Here is a 12,885-nt window from a genome sequence, read left to right as displayed (position 1 = left end):
CTCCATTCATGCTCACTCTGAATTGCTTCCATGACACTGCAATGAAAGCATCGTGACGTTTGTGTAAATTTACACGCCACTCGAAGTCCGTTATTTAAACTATTGTTTTCCCTTGAATTTCCATCAGGTGACGAATGAATGCATCAGTGGATTCAACGACATCGCCGGAATTGTCTATTATGACAACATCGCCAGCCCCGTTGTCGAAGCTTACTTCGCGCGAAAGGCGCAAGGCGATCTCTTCTCTGCTCTCTCGTCCGCGCGCTGCCAGCCGCTCAGCCAGAACCTCCGGACGGGCACTGATCACAACCACGGAACGCGAAGGATAGAGCTTGCGCATGTCGTCCAGAACGCGGCGTGAGAGGTTGGCAATCACCACGGTTCCGCCATCAATGAGCGTATCGAGCGACTTTGGCAGACCATAATCGAGGCCATGAGCACGCCAATGCAGCGCAAAGGCACCCTCGCCTGCGGCTTTTGCAAAAGCTGCTTCATCCAGACTGTCGTGATCTTCCGTTCCCGGCATTTGCGGGCGCGTTACGATGCGGCGCACAAAGTGAAATTGCGCATCGCCTGCAAGGGCCATGCGCGCGCCATCCATGATCGTATCCTTGCCGGCCCCGCTGGGGCCGACAACGGCAACGAAACAGCCTTTAGGCTGGATATTCTCCATACGCATCAGAGCACCCGCTCGCCTTCACGCCAGACAGTGCGTACCACCGGAATTGCACTTCTCGTGCGGGCTCGTACCAGATCGGCGCGCTTGCCGACAGCAATTTCGCCACGATCATCCATACGCATTGCATCGGCGGGGTTCTTGCTGACGAGGCGGATGGCTTCGGGAAGCCCAATCGGGCGCTCGCCGGAAGCAAGCCCGAAGACCGACTGGATCAGGCTGAACGGGATGTAATCCGACGACAGAATGTCCAGACTACCGTTATCCACCAGATCACGGGCGGCAATATTGCCGGAATGCGAACCGCCGCGCACGATATTCGGTGCGCCCATCAGGATGGACAGGCCTGCCCCCTTCGAAGCCGAAGCCGCTTCCAGCGTGGTCGGAAACTCGGCAATCCGGACGCCGTGATCGAGCGATTCATCGACATGGGCGCTTGTAGCGTCATCATGGCTTGCCAGCACGATGCCGCGCGCGCCCGCCAGATCGGCAATCGCCCGACGATGCTTGGCAGAATAGGCGTCTGAGTCCGCCATGCGCCTTTCACAATGCAAACGAAACTCTTCGTCGTTGAGTTTCAGCTTGCGCATGTAATAGGTGCGGTAGGTTTCGACCTCCGCAAACTGGCGCTGCCCCGGCGCATGATCCATCAGCGAAGCAAGCTTCACGCGATCATCGTTTTCAAACAGCGCAAAGCCTTCAAGGCAGTCCGCTGCCGAAACTTCGCAACGCAGATGCAGGAAATGGTCGGCGCGCAGACGGTTTTCGCGCACACCGCTTTCAATCGCATCGGCCAGCAGACGCATATCTTTGCCGGCGAAGTCGCGATCATAATCGGCACCGACCCGCATAGCATCGAAGACAGTGGTGATGCCCGATGCGGCAACCTGCGCGTCGTGGGCCTGAACGGCGGCATCCACGTTCCAGCGCACCTTGGGGCGCGGCGCATAATGCGATTCCAGCTGGTCGGTATGGAGTTCGATCAGGCCGGGAATGACATAATCGCCATCCATATCCTCGCCACCATTCACATTGCCCTGATCAATGGCGGCAATCCTGCCGTCGCGGATCAGAATGGAGCCGGAGACGACCTCGTCGGCAAGCACGATGCGCGCATTTTTGAGAACGATTTCATTCGCCATGAGAAAGCTCTTTCATGACCGCCTCGGTATTGGCGGCAGTTTCATATTTCGAGAGAAAAGTTTCGATATCGAGCGCGCGGAAGTCATCGAGCGCGCCGCGCAGGCGTTCATGGCTCCAGTCCCACCAGGCCAGCCGGTCGAGACGATTGCCGGTCGCAGCGTCAAAGCGCTCACGGATAAGACGCGCCGGTACACCGCCGACAATCGTGTAAGGCGCAACATCCTTGCTGACGACAGCGCCAGCGCCGATCACCGCACCATTGCCCACGGTAACGCCCGGGAGAATGGTCGAGCCGTGACCGAGCCAGGTGTCATGGCCGATCTTCACAGCATTGCCGCGACGCCAGTCGAAAAACTCGGTTTCATTCTCAGCATCCGGCCAGTAATCGCCTGCGCGATAGGTGAAGTGATGCAAGGTTGGCCGCCATGTCGGATGATTGGTGGCGTTAATGCGCACATGACTGGCAATGTTGGAAAATTTGCCGATTTCCGCACACCAGATTTCGCAATCGATACCGAGATAGGAATAGTCATCCAGCACGGTTTCGGAAAGTCGGCTGCGTGCGCCGACTTCCGTGTAGCGGCCAAGCCTGCTGCCGCTGACATCTGCCGTTTCATGAACCAGTGGTTCGACCGAGAGTTTGGTCATGCTGCGGCCCTCGGCGAAAAGGCGGTCACGTCGATGATGCGGTCGGCCACTTCCTCACGCACGTCCTCGTCGTGGAAAATGCCGAGCATGGCAACGCCTTCGGCCTCCTTTGTCTTGATCAGATCGACCACAACCGCGCGGTTCTTCGCATCGAGCGAGGCTGTTGGTTCGTCCAGCAGCAACACCGGATGATCGGTGATGAAACCGCGAGCAATGTTGACGCGCTGCTGTTCACCGCCGGAAAAGGTTGCAGGCGGGAGCGCCCAAAGCCGTTCCGGCAGGTTGAGCTTGCCCAGCAGTTCCCGGGCGCGGTCCAGCGCCATGTTGTGGTCGGCACCGCGAGCAATCAAAGGTTCGGCCACGACATCGATAGCCGCCACACGCGGCAGTGTGCGCAGAAACTGGCTGACATAGCCAATCGTGTCACGGCGCACGGCCAGCACTTCGCGGGGATCAGCCTTGGCCAGATCGACGGCGCGATCTGCGTGGCGGATCAGGATGGAACCGCCATTCACCGCATAATTGCCGTAGACCATCTTCAGGATGGAGCTTTTGCCCGCACCAGATGGACCGCCGAGCACGGCGCATTGACCGGCATTGAGTTCAAAATTCACGCCATGCACGACCGGCAATTCAATGCCGCCCTGCAAATGCATGATGAAGGTCTTGGTTACGCCGGATACGACCAGTGGTGGCACGACCTGCGAAGCGGATGTTTGCAACATAGACATTTTTCACCTCACGCACGAAGTTCCGCTATCTTGCGAAAAACATGCGATAAATATCTGTTTTAATTGACCTATACCTGCAAGATCGACGATACGAGTAACTGCGTATAAGGCGCTTGCGGGTCATCCAGCACGCGATCTGTCAGCCCTTGCTCGACAATATGACCGTCTTTCATGACCATGATCCGGTGCGACAGAAGCCGCGCTACGGCCAAATCATGCGTCACGATGATGACTGAAAGCCCCAGATCGTTGACAAGCCCGCGCAACAGGTCGAGCAGGCGCGCCTGCACCGACACGTCGAGACCGCCGGTCGGCTCATCCATGAACACCAGTCGCGGTGCCGTGACGAGATTGCGCGCGATCTGCAAACGCTGGCGCATACCGCCGGAAAAAGCGCGCGGCTGATCGTCGATACGGTCAGAGGCGATTTCCACACGGCCAAGCCACTCGGTCGCCGTCGAACGGATATTGCCATAGTGGCGTTCACCCACCGCCATCAGGCGCTCGCCGACATTGGCGCCAGCCGAAACCGTCATGCGCAGTCCGTCAGCCGGGTTCTGATGGACAAAACCCCAATCGGTACGCATCAGGAAACGGCGCTCGGCCTCGCCAATCTTGTACAGATCGCGGAATTCGCCATCGCGCATCCGGTATTCAACGGTACCGGATGTCGGTTCCAGACGGGTTGCAAGGCTGTTGAGCAGCGTCGTCTTGCCCGAGCCCGACTCCCCGACGATGGCCAGAACTTCGCCGGGCCAAAGATTGAAGGAAATATCCTCGCAGCCACGGCGGCTGCCGTAGAACTTCGAAAGGCTGTTCACTCTCAGCAGAGGTTCGTCACTCATCTTACCGTTTCCTTGGCTGCAGCCTCGTTATTGGCGGCCAGATGACCGAAATGGCCTTTTGCCTGACGGTCTTCGCAATAATCAGTGTCCGAACACACGAACATCGAGCCGCCGCGATCATCCAGCACGACTTCGTCCAGATAGACGCCCTTTGCCCCGCACAGTGCACAGGGTTCCTTGAACTTCTGCACTTCAAACGGATGATCCTCGAAATCGAGGCTCACGACCTGCGTGTAGGGCGGAACCGCATAGATGCGCTTTTCGCGACCTGCGCCGAACAGCTGCAAGGCAGGCGACATATGCATTTTCGGATTGTCGAATTTCGGCGTCGGAGATGGCGCCATCACATAGCGCCCTTCGATCATCACGGGATAATCATAGGTCTTGGCGATCTGGCCGTGACGCGCAATGTCCTCATAGAGCTTCACATGCATGAGGCCATATTCGGCGAGCGCGTGCATCTTGCGCGTTTCCGTTTCGCGGGGTTCCAGAAAGCGCAGCGGTTCCGGGATTGGCACCTGATAGACAATCACCTGTCCTTCGGTCAGCGGATATTCCGGAATACGGTGGCGCGTCTGGATGATCGTCGCCTCGCCGGTGCTGGTTGTCACGGCCACATCAGCGGTCTTCTGGAAAAACGCCCGGATCGAAACGGCATTGGTGGTGTCGTCTGCGCCCTGATCGATAACCTTCAGCACATCGTCCGGCCCAAGAATGGAAGCCGTCACCTGCACGCCGCCCGTGCCCCAGCCATAAGGCATCGGCATCTCGCGGCTGGCAAAAGGTACCTGATAACCGGGCACCGCAATGGCCTTCAATATGGCGCGGCGGATCATTCGCTTGGTCTGTTCGTCCAGATAGGCGAAATTGTAATTGGCCAGATCACTCATTCTGCGGCCTCCTTCGCTTGGCCTTCCACTGTGCCTTCAGCCTCGCTCTGCGTTTTCTCATATTCCGCACGCATGCTGCGGATGAGTTCGAGTTCAGCTTGGAAATCCACGTAATGCGGCAGTTTCAGATGCTCAACGAAGCCAGTCGACTGCACATTGTCGGAGTGAGAAATGACAAATTCCTCGTCCTGTGCGGGCGCGGTCACGTCTGTATCGAATTCGCGAACCCGCAAGGCGCGGTCACAGAGCGACATGGACATGGCCTTGCGCTCACTCTGGCCGAACACCAGACCATAGCCGCGTGTGAATTGCGGCGGCTGCTTTGCAGAACCCTTGAACTGGTTGATCATCTGGCATTCGGTCAATTGCACCCGGCCAAGCGAAACGGCAAAGCCCAGCTCAGGCACGTCGAATTCGACCTCCACTTCACCAATGCGAATTTCTCCGACGAAGGGATGGGTGTTGCCATAGCCGCGCTGGGTGGAATAGCCGAGTGCGAGAAGAAAACCTTCATCGCCCCGCGCCAGCGCCTGCAAGCGCAGATCGCGTTCCATCGGGAATGTCCACGGCTCGCGTGTCAGATCACCCGGCTCGTGGCCTTCCGGCAGAGAACCATCGTCCTCGATCATGCCGTTCACGCCGAGAATATCGGTGACGCGCGGCGTCTCTTCCTTCTCGGTTTCACGCGCTTCCGGCTCCGGCACTGCAACATCACCCGCCAGATCAGGATCGAGAAGACGGTGGGTGTAGTCGAAGGTCGGACCAAGCAGCTGGCCGCCCGGAAGATCCTTATAGGTCGCGGAGATGCGTCGCTCGATCAGCATCTGCCCGGTTTCCATCGGGCGGGAATAGCCAAAGCGCGGCAATGTGGTGCGATAGGCGCGCACGAGGAAAATGGCTTCGATCAGATCGCCCCGTGACTGACGCACGGCAAGCGCGGCCAGCTCGCGATCATAGAGCGAACCTTCCGCCATCACGCGATCAACGGCCAGCGCAAGCTGTTCGACGATCTGGTCCAGCCGTAGTGCAGGCACCGCACGATCACCCCGGCGGCGATCATCGAGAAGTCGGTGGGCGTTACGGATGGCTGTTTCGCCACCCTTTACGGCAACATACATGTTCAGCCCTCCAGTTTGGTTATGCGCGTGGTGCGCGGAAATGCGATGACAGCATCGTCGCAGACCAGAACCAGATCGACGCCCAGCGGAAATTGCGCACCGTTGTCGCGCCATTGCGCAACGAAGTCCTGCGGAAGACCGTCGATATGAACTTCCCGCTCACCGTCGATGCCGGGGCCTTTCAGAACAAGACCCTGCCCGCTTTCAAACGACTTGACTGCCAGAACCACCGTCGTCGAGCGGTCGGGAAATTCTGGCTGCCCTTGCGAAAACTCTGCCAGTGCTGGCAATAGCGAAGCATCGGTAACCAGTGCGAATTGCGCTGAAGCCGAGCCGTCCACCTGCGGCGCGCCGGTCTGAAAGGTCAGCCAGGCTGTGGCGTCTGCATTGGCTGCAATGGCGCGGTCGCACCAGACGGTGGCGTCGTGGTCGAGCAAGGTGGCAGCGATGACGCCCAGTTCCGGCGTCAACGGCTGGGGCGGCGTGGCCGCACGAACCAGAGCGTAAACGCGGCCCGGATTGGCCATCGCATGCATGACCGCATGAAAGGCCGATTGGGCGTCCGTGACCGGATTGGCGAGACCGCCTTCAAAGGCCGGAGATGAATGGGATGAAGAATGAAGCATCAATTGTCTCCCCGAACCATGGTGAAGAAATCAACTTTGGTGGCGGCGGCTTCGCTGCGCAGCTTTGCGTCGGCCTGCTCCAGCCGATTACGCAAGACGTCGAGAACCTGACGTTCCACTGCATCGCGACGTGTTTCACCGATCCACAGAGCATCAAACAAAGCGGCCAGCCGCGCCTTTTCCTGATCGCGACCAAGCGCATAGGAATGCCCGACCGAACCATCGGCTAGACGCACCGTGGCGCGGGTCACCGTCGCCTCACCAACATTGAACGGCGCGCCGCCGCCGCCGATACGGCCGCGCAGCATCACCAGTCCGGTTTCCGGACCACGGAGAATTTCGAAATCGGGCTTGTCCGACCATTCCAGCCAGAAAGCTTTCAGCTCTTCGCCGCTCGCCTGCGCAAGTGTTGTCATGCTGGCCTGACGTGCAGCCTGCATCGCATCAAGCGCCATACCGTTTCCGGACTTGTCATTGCTGGCCGAGGCGTGGATCCCACCGGCGGCAGTGCCATTGCCTGCCTTGGGCTCTGTCGTTTGCATGAGCTTTTCCGCCCTGTTTCAATCCTGTTGACTTGCTTCGCATATTTGTCTATTTATCTAGACAACCATACAATAACAGAATTATTACCCCCTGCCAATGACAGGACGATGACAGTTGATGACAAAGACCAAACGAATTGAGCGAAACAGCGGTGTGGCCATCTGGCGGCAGATTGCCGACGAAATACGCGGCGACATCATGGCCGGAAAACTTCAGTCCGGTGCACGTATGCCTGCCGAGATGGAACTGGCGGATCGCTTCGGTGTCAACCGTCATACGGTGCGCAGCGCCATCGCCGCACTGACACAGGAAGGCGTTCTCCGCGCCGAACAGGGACGCGGCACATTCGTGGCCAACGCCAAGCGCCTGACCTATCAAATCGGGCAACGCACCCGCATTTCACAGTCGCTGGGTACACAGGCCAGCGAAGTCAAAGGCATATTGCTCAGCAGCGGTAAAGAAGTTGCAACCCCCGACATAGCGGACGCCTTGGGTATTGCTGTCGGCAGCGAAGTCACGAAACTTGAAACGGCACACAGTGCTGATGGACGTCCGGTATCGCGCGCAACACATTGGGTGAATGCGGCGCGATTTCCCGATTTTGCCGTCGACTATGCTGAAAATGGGTCCATCACCTGGGCGCTTCGGAAAGCCGGGATTGAGGATTATTTCCGCAAGTCGACAACCATTTCGGCCCAACACGCCGATTCAGATGATCTGAAACATCTGAAACTCTCGCCCGGAGCCATTGTGCTGATGGCGCGTGCGATCAATGTCGATACAGACGGTCACCCGATCCAGTATTCGCTGACGCGCTTTTCCGCAGACCGCATGGAGTTTTCAATCGAGACTTACTAAGCAGGAAAATACAACAATTGTATTATTAATCAAAAAGATAATGCGAATATATGATGTTCTGATTTAACAATTCGTCTAGCCATAAAGAAACGGGCGCTTAAAGCGCCCGTCAAATTCATCAAAATGGAATTTCGTCGTCGAGATCGCGGGAGAAGCCGCCACCACCACCGCCACCCGAAGAAGACGGGCCGGACGAACCGAAATCACCGCCGCCGCCGGAATAATCCGACATCTGGTTGCGACCGCCGCCGCTACCACGATCAAACGAACGGCCCTGATCGCCGCCTTCGCCACGGCTGTCGAGCATCTGAAGCTCACCGCGGAACTTTTGCAGCACAACTTCCGTCGAATAACGGTCATTGCCGTTCTGATCCTGCCACTTACGGGTCTGGAGCGCGCCTTCGATATAAACCTTGGCGCCCTTCTTCAGATACTGTTCTGCGACCTTAGCAAGGTTCTCGTTGAAAATGACAACGCTGTGCCATTCGGTGCGATCCTTGCGCTCGCCGGACTGACGATCACGCCAGCTTTCCGATGTCGCAATACGCAGATTGGCAACCACATCGCCTGAGTTCAGACGACGAATTTCCGGATCGGCACCGAGATTGCCGACCAGAATGACCTTATTGACGCTACCAGCCATCGAAAATCCACTCCGGGTCTCATTCGCGTCTCTTCGGATATTCTTAACCCCGACAAGAGCGCTTACCAAAAGAAGGATCAGGCGCATGAATTGCGCCATCACCTGAAACTCATTCATTTACCTTACAGGACTGACGCGTGGAGCGCTCAATTCCAGTACAGCGAAATGCCAATGTCCACAGAGTTTATGTTCTTGTTTTGTTCAAAATGCAAGCTTTTGCATCATCAAAAACTGCGCCTCTCCCAATTTTCAGAAAACTGCATGGATGAATTTGCGTGGGTTTCTGAGCTACAAAGCCCCTCGCTGCCTCCCGCCAAATCCGGGCAACTCTGCAATCATCATATCGCAAGAAAAAGCCCCGCCGCTCACTGTTTCTTTGGCGCGCGGGGCTTGGGGTTTGAGCAAAGCTCATATGTCGGCATTAATTCGTCGACAAAATCTTTCGGAATTCGAAGGCGCGCGGCCGTTCGTTTTCCGCGCATATATAAATTGTCGGCAATCGAACTTCTTATCAACGATGCATGGTTCCTTGCGAAAAAATGCATCCGCGACCAAGATCGACTGTGCTTTCATCTGTGTGAAAGCTAGGCAGTGTAGTCAGGTGGACTCATGCTCCTTTACCTCCCTACCGGATTTTCCCGCTTCCTGCGAACCTCTTGCCGATATCGCGTCATCCCTCCGCAATACCTCTCCGCCATCAGCGAGCAACCAAAGTGTGCTCCTGTCAGGAGTGACAGTCAACGCTCTTGCGTTCACATTTCGTATCGCCTATCAGAAGGCTGGTTGTTCGATATTTGTTCCGGTGCTACAAGAGCGCAAATTAGGATGACCTAACCCCTTCTTCTTTGGAGGGCGTCGCCCCATATTACGGGATTGGCGCGGCAGCATCAGAGCCGGAGCCAGTCTATCCATGGCATCACGAAGCAGGCAGGACGCGGAATGAGCGATCAGAAATTCATTTCCATACGTGGCGCGCGCGAGCACAATCTTAAAAACGTCGATCTGGATTTGCCACGCGACAAGCTGATCGTCATGACGGGCCTTTCCGGCTCGGGCAAGTCGTCGCTTGCCTTCGACACCATCTATGCAGAAGGCCAGCGCCGCTACGTGGAAAGCCTCTCGGCCTATGCGCGCCAGTTTCTGGAAATGATGCAGAAGCCGGATGTGGATCAGATCGACGGTCTGTCGCCTGCCATTTCCATCGAACAGAAGACGACGAGCCGCAATCCGCGCTCGACTGTCGGCACTGTTACGGAAATCTACGACTATATGCGCCTTCTTTTCGCGCGTGTGGGCGTGCCCTATTCGCCAGCAACCGGCCTCCCCATCGAAAGCCAGACCGTCAGCCAGATGGTGGACCGCATCATTGCGCTGGAAGAAGGCACGCGTCTTTACATTCTGGCGCCGATCGTGCGCGGGCGTAAGGGCGAGTACAAGAAAGAACTGGCGGAGCTTCTCAAGAAGGGGTTTCAGCGCGTCAAGGTTGACGGCACGTTCTATGAGATTGCCGATGTTCCGGCACTGGACAAGAAATACAAGCACGATATCGATGTGGTGGTGGATCGCGTCGTCGTGCGCCCTGACCTCACCTCGCGCCTTGCGGACAGCCTCGAAACCTGTCTGAAACTCGCCGAAGGGCTGGCTATCGCAGAATTTGCCGACAAGCCGCTTCCGCCGGAAGAAACGGCGGAAGGTGGTGCGGCCAACAAGTCGGCCAACGAGACCCACGAACGTGTGCTGTTCTCGGAAAAATTCGCCTGCCCTGTTTCCGGCTTCACCATTCCGGAAATCGAGCCGCGCCTGTTCTCCTTTAACAATCCATTCGGTGCCTGCCCGACCTGCGACGGTCTTGGTACGCAGCAAGCCATCGATCCGAACCTGATCGTGCCCGATGAAAGCGCTGCCCTGAAAGACGGAGCGATTGCGCCATGGGCGCGGTCGTCCTCACCTTATTACAATCAGACACTGGAAGCGCTGGGCAAGGCCTATGGCTTCAAGATAGGCACCCGCTGGTCAGATCTGCCTAAGGAAGCACAACGCGCCATTCTTCATGGCACGGACGGCAAGGAAATCACCTTCCAGTATGACGACGGCCTGCGTTCTTATCAGACCACCAAACCTTTCGAAGGCGTCATTCCAAACCTAGAACGTCGCTGGAAGGAAACCGATTCCGCCTGGTCGCGTGAAGAGATTGAGCGCTTCATGTCTTCGACGCCCTGCCCGGCTTGCAATGGCTATCGCCTGAAGCCGGAAGCGCTGGCCGTGAAAATCGGCATGAAGCACATCGGCGAAATCACCGAAATGTCCATCCGCAAGGCGGATGCCTGGTTCCGCGACGTCGATGGCAGCTTTAACGACAAGCAGCGGGAAATTGCAGCGCGCATCCTTAAGGAAATCCGCGAGCGCCTGCAGTTCCTCAATGATGTCGGCCTCGATTATCTGACTTTGGCGCGCAATTCCGGCACGCTTTCCGGTGGCGAAAGCCAGCGTATCCGCCTCGCCTCTCAGATCGGCTCCGGTCTGACCGGTGTTCTCTACGTGCTGGATGAGCCGTCCATCGGCCTGCATCAGCGCGACAATGCCCGCCTGCTGGACACGCTTCGCCATCTGCGCGATCTCGGTAATACGGTTATCGTGGTGGAGCATGACGAAGACGCCATCCTGACGGCCGATTATGTGGTCGATATCGGCCCGGCAGCTGGTGTCCACGGCGGCAAGGTGATCGCACAGGGCACACCGAAAGACGTGATGTCGAATACCAATTCGCTGACCGGCAAATACCTTTCGGGCGTCATGGAAGTCGCCGTTCCATCGGAGCGTCGCAAGATTTCCAAGACCAAGCGTATTCGTGTTGTCGGCGCACGCGGCAACAATCTGAAGAATGTATCGGCAGATATTCCGCTTGGCACTTTTACCGCAGTGACGGGTGTTTCGGGCGGCGGCAAGTCCACCTTCCTGATCGAAACGCTGTTCAAGGCAGCTTCGCGCCGCATCATGGGATCCCGCGAGCATCCGGCGGAACATGATCGCATCGAGGGGCTGGAGTTCCTCGACAAGGTGATCGATATCGACCAGTCGCCGATTGGACGCACGCCGCGCTCCAATCCGGCGACCTATACCGGCGCTTTCACTCCGATCCGCGACTGGTTCGCCGGCCTGCCGGAAGCAAAGGCGCGTGGCTATCAGCCAGGTCGCTTCTCCTTCAATGTGAAGGGCGGACGTTGTGAAGCCTGTCAGGGCGACGGCGTTATCAAGATCGAAATGCACTTCCTGCCGGATGTGTATGTGACCTGTGACGTTTGCCACGGCAAACGCTACAATCGTGAAACGCTGGAAGTGCTGTTCAAGGGCAAGTCCATCGCTGATGTGCTGGATATGACCGTTGAAGAAGGCGCGGAGTTCTTCTCCGCCGTGCCCGCAGTGCGCGACAAGCTGGAAACGCTGGTCAAGGTCGGCCTCGGCTATATCAAGGTTGGGCAGCAGGCGACAACGCTTTCGGGCGGCGAAGCGCAGCGTGTGAAGCTCGCCAAGGAATTGTCGCGCCGCGCAACCGGACGCACGCTCTATATCCTCGACGAGCCAACCACTGGCCTGCATTTCCATGACGTAGCAAAGCTGCTGGAAGTGCTGCATGAGCTGGTCGAACAGGGCAATACGGTGGTGGTGATTGAGCACAATCTCGAAGTTATCAAGACTGCCGACTGGGTAATCGATCTTGGCCCTGAAGGCGGCGACGGCGGCGGTGAGATCGTTGCTGTGGGTCGTCCGGAAGACATCGTGAAGGAAAAGCGCTCCTATACCGGCCATTTCCTCAAGGAACTGCTGGAACGACGCCCCAAGCGAAACTCGGAAGCTGCGGAGTAAGCGCAGCTAGACAGTGAAGATACAAAGAAAGCCGGGCCTAGCGCCCGGCTTTTTTCATAAATCCTCTGACACGGAAGTTTCCAAGTTTCGGGCCTTCCAGTCAGCTTCAAGCCAACTGCGCTCAATCCTGTTCGGCAGATCATCCAACACGACACCGAAATCCGAGACTCCAAAATAGAAGGCACGGATACCCTAAACCTCAGAGCTTATTCTGATTGGTGAGCCGTCATGTTCAAACGAACGGGATATCACTGCACCAAAGAAAAAAGCCCGGACGAACCGGGCCTTCTCGACAGCCGC

At 57.3% G+C, this 12,885-nt stretch carries 13 protein-coding genes and 1 pseudogene; 4 read left to right on the top strand and 10 right to left on the bottom strand.

The window, feature by feature from the left end:
• Window positions 1-94: 94 nt before the first annotated feature.
• The 9 genes from phnN to phnG all read right to left on the bottom strand — a co-directional run bounded on the left by phnN (window position 95) and on the right by phnG (window position 7,132).
• Window positions 95-673, bottom strand: coding sequence for a phosphonate metabolism protein/1,5-bisphosphokinase (PRPP-forming) PhnN (gene phnN / locus QBD01_RS17585; RefSeq protein ID WP_280994105.1), 579 nt, complete (start codon window positions 671-673; stop codon window positions 95-97).
• A gap of 5 nt (window positions 674-678) precedes the next feature.
• The gene (locus QBD01_RS17580; protein WP_280993890.1) at window positions 679-1,818 is read right to left on the bottom strand and encodes an alpha-D-ribose 1-methylphosphonate 5-triphosphate diphosphatase; all 1,140 of its coding nucleotides are present in this window, start codon (window positions 1,816-1,818) and stop codon (window positions 679-681) included.
• Window positions 1,808-2,467: a DapH/DapD/GlmU-related protein gene (locus QBD01_RS17575; RefSeq protein ID WP_280993889.1), complete on the bottom strand. Its 660-nt coding sequence runs from the start codon at window positions 2,465-2,467 to the stop codon at window positions 1,808-1,810. Before QBD01_RS17575 ends, QBD01_RS17580 begins: the two co-directional genes overlap by 11 nt.
• Complete coding sequence (gene phnL / locus QBD01_RS17570; protein ID WP_280993888.1) at window positions 2,464-3,198, bottom strand: phosphonate C-P lyase system protein PhnL; 735 nt, start codon at window positions 3,196-3,198, stop codon at window positions 2,464-2,466. Before phnL ends, QBD01_RS17575 begins: the two co-directional genes overlap by 4 nt.
• A 68-nt stretch (window positions 3,199-3,266) precedes the next feature.
• Window positions 3,267-4,043, bottom strand: coding sequence for a phosphonate C-P lyase system protein PhnK (gene phnK, locus QBD01_RS17565; RefSeq protein ID WP_113533564.1), 777 nt, complete (start codon window positions 4,041-4,043; stop codon window positions 3,267-3,269).
• Window positions 4,040-4,933 (bottom strand): alpha-D-ribose 1-methylphosphonate 5-phosphate C-P-lyase PhnJ, encoded by an 894-nt coding sequence (locus QBD01_RS17560; protein ID WP_280993887.1) that lies wholly within the window; start codon window positions 4,931-4,933, stop codon window positions 4,040-4,042. The genes phnK and QBD01_RS17560 overlap by 4 nt, the downstream gene beginning before the upstream one ends.
• Window positions 4,930-6,051, bottom strand: coding sequence for a carbon-phosphorus lyase complex subunit PhnI (locus QBD01_RS17555; RefSeq protein WP_280993886.1), 1,122 nt, complete (start codon window positions 6,049-6,051; stop codon window positions 4,930-4,932). Before QBD01_RS17555 ends, QBD01_RS17560 begins: the two co-directional genes overlap by 4 nt.
• 2 nt (window positions 6,052-6,053) lie before the next feature.
• Window positions 6,054-6,677: a phosphonate C-P lyase system protein PhnH gene (phnH, locus tag QBD01_RS17550; RefSeq protein ID WP_280993885.1), complete on the bottom strand. Its 624-nt coding sequence runs from the start codon at window positions 6,675-6,677 to the stop codon at window positions 6,054-6,056.
• Entirely contained in the window at window positions 6,677-7,132 is a 456-nt protein-coding gene (gene phnG / locus QBD01_RS17545) for a phosphonate C-P lyase system protein PhnG (RefSeq protein WP_280994104.1), read from the bottom strand. The genes phnH and phnG overlap by 1 nt, the downstream gene beginning before the upstream one ends.
• A gap of 202 nt (window positions 7,133-7,334) precedes the next feature.
• Between phnG and phnF the strand changes: the two genes are divergently transcribed.
• Window positions 7,335-8,078 carry a phosphonate metabolism transcriptional regulator PhnF gene (phnF, locus tag QBD01_RS17540; RefSeq protein WP_280993884.1) on the top strand — a complete coding sequence of 248 codons (744 nt, stop codon included), beginning with the start codon at window positions 7,335-7,337 and terminating at the stop codon, window positions 8,076-8,078.
• A 118-nt stretch (window positions 8,079-8,196) separates the two neighbouring features.
• On the opposite strand, the gene ssb is transcribed toward phnF, so the two are convergent.
• The gene (gene ssb, locus QBD01_RS17535) at window positions 8,197-8,721 is read right to left on the bottom strand and encodes a single-stranded DNA-binding protein (protein WP_109368961.1); all 525 of its coding nucleotides are present in this window, start codon (window positions 8,719-8,721) and stop codon (window positions 8,197-8,199) included.
• 171 nt (window positions 8,722-8,892) lie between these two features.
• Here ssb and QBD01_RS17530 point away from each other — a divergent pair, with 171 nt between their 5' ends.
• From QBD01_RS17530 to uvrA, 3 genes and pseudogenes are all read left to right on the top strand, one after another.
• A complete protein-coding gene (locus QBD01_RS17530; RefSeq protein ID WP_280993883.1) occupies window positions 8,893-9,309 on the top strand; it encodes a hypothetical protein in 417 nt (138 codons plus the stop codon).
• A 44-nt stretch (window positions 9,310-9,353) separates the two neighbouring features.
• A pseudogene (locus tag QBD01_RS17525) lies at window positions 9,354-9,550 on the top strand (hypothetical protein).
• A 110-nt stretch (window positions 9,551-9,660) separates the two neighbouring features.
• Window positions 9,661-12,585 (top strand): excinuclease ABC subunit UvrA, encoded by a 2,925-nt coding sequence (gene uvrA / locus QBD01_RS17520; protein WP_280993882.1) that lies wholly within the window; start codon window positions 9,661-9,663, stop codon window positions 12,583-12,585.
• Window positions 12,586-12,885: the final 300 nt, after the last annotated feature.

This window comes from Ochrobactrum sp. 19YEA23 (genome assembly GCF_029909865.1).
Lineage (GTDB): Bacteria > Pseudomonadota > Alphaproteobacteria > Rhizobiales > Rhizobiaceae > Brucella > Brucella gambitense.
Note: the sequence above shows the minus strand (reverse complement) of the source record. Positions and strands in the feature narration are given on the sequence as shown.

Excerpts from the sequence above, each read along its gene's own strand:
- phnH (WP_280993885.1), bottom strand. The coding sequence starts at position 6,677 with ATGCTTCATTCTTCATCCCATTCATCTCCGGCCTTTGAAGGCGGTCTC.
- uvrA (WP_280993882.1), top strand. The coding sequence starts at position 9,661 with ATGAGCGATCAGAAATTCATTTCCATACGTGGCGCGCGCGAGCACAAT.
- QBD01_RS17555 (WP_280993886.1), bottom strand. The coding sequence starts at position 6,051 with ATGTATGTTGCCGTAAAGGGTGGCGAAACAGCCATCCGTAACGCCCAC.
- QBD01_RS17560 (WP_280993887.1), bottom strand. The coding sequence starts at position 4,933 with ATGAGTGATCTGGCCAATTACAATTTCGCCTATCTGGACGAACAGACC.
- QBD01_RS17575 (WP_280993889.1), bottom strand. The coding sequence starts at position 2,467 with ATGACCAAACTCTCGGTCGAACCACTGGTTCATGAAACGGCAGATGTC.
- QBD01_RS17580 (WP_280993890.1), bottom strand. The coding sequence starts at position 1,818 with ATGGCGAATGAAATCGTTCTCAAAAATGCGCGCATCGTGCTTGCCGAC.
- phnG (WP_280994104.1), bottom strand. The coding sequence starts at position 7,132 with ATGGCGCTTGATGCGATGCAGGCTGCACGTCAGGCCAGCATGACAACA.
- phnL (WP_280993888.1), bottom strand. The coding sequence starts at position 3,198 with ATGTCTATGTTGCAAACATCCGCTTCGCAGGTCGTGCCACCACTGGTC.
- ssb (WP_109368961.1), bottom strand. The coding sequence starts at position 8,721 with ATGGCTGGTAGCGTCAATAAGGTCATTCTGGTCGGCAATCTCGGTGCC.
- phnN (WP_280994105.1), bottom strand. The coding sequence starts at position 673 with ATGGAGAATATCCAGCCTAAAGGCTGTTTCGTTGCCGTTGTCGGCCCC.
- phnK (WP_113533564.1), bottom strand. The coding sequence starts at position 4,043 with ATGAGTGACGAACCTCTGCTGAGAGTGAACAGCCTTTCGAAGTTCTAC.
- QBD01_RS17530 (WP_280993883.1), top strand. The coding sequence starts at position 8,893 with ATGTCCACAGAGTTTATGTTCTTGTTTTGTTCAAAATGCAAGCTTTTG.